The organism is Photorhabdus tasmaniensis (assembly GCF_011189505.1).
GTDB lineage: Bacteria > Pseudomonadota > Gammaproteobacteria > Enterobacterales > Enterobacteriaceae > Photorhabdus > Photorhabdus tasmaniensis.
Window position 1 is genome coordinate 1 of record NZ_PUJU01000179.1, and the last position, 705, is coordinate 705.

Sequence of the window (705 nt, forward strand, 5' to 3'; positions counted from 1 at the left end):
ATTGCAGGCCGGGCATGACCTGACGGCCACCGCAGCCCAGATTAATGCGGGTCAGCAACTGACGGCGCAGGCCGGAAATAACCTGACGCTGACCACCGGTACCGCCTCATCCGACTTAGTGGAGCACAGCAAACAAGCCAGTAAAGGCTGGCTGTCGAAGTCGTCAGTGGAAACCCACGACGAAGTGCATGACCGGAAGGCCCTGAGCACCACATTCAGTGGCGATAAAGTGACTCTCCAGGCCGGTAAAGACCTGCATATCAGTGGAAGTCATGTCGCAGGCACGCAGGATGTCAGCCTGAGCGCTGGTCATCAGCTCACCGTCACCACCGCAGCCGAAGCGCACGATGAAACCCATTTACGGCAGGAGAAACAATCGGGCCTGATGGGCACCGGGGGTATCGGCTTCACATTAGGCAAGGCCAGCCAAAAAACCACTACGGACAGTGACAGCCAGCTGACCAAAGGCAGCACCGTGGGCAGCAGTCAGGGCAACGTCACTCTCACCGCAGGTGAACAGCTCCGGATTCACGGCAGTGACGTGGTTGCAGGTAAAGACATGACCCTCAGCGGTCAGAGCGTCAGTATCACCAGTGCGGAAAATAATCACACGGTCTTGACAAAAACCGAGCAAAAACAGAGCGGCTTAACCGTGGCGCTGAGTGGCACGGCGGGAGGTGCCGTCAACAGCGCGGTGCAAACGGT

The 705-nt window shown here is 58.2% G+C and carries 1 protein-coding gene; it reads left to right on the forward strand.

The genetic code is table 11. The annotated features are described in order from the left end of the window. Window positions 1-705: hemagglutinin repeat-containing protein (locus C5471_RS23410; RefSeq protein ID WP_166296614.1), on the forward strand; the 705-nt coding region annotated here is incomplete at both ends.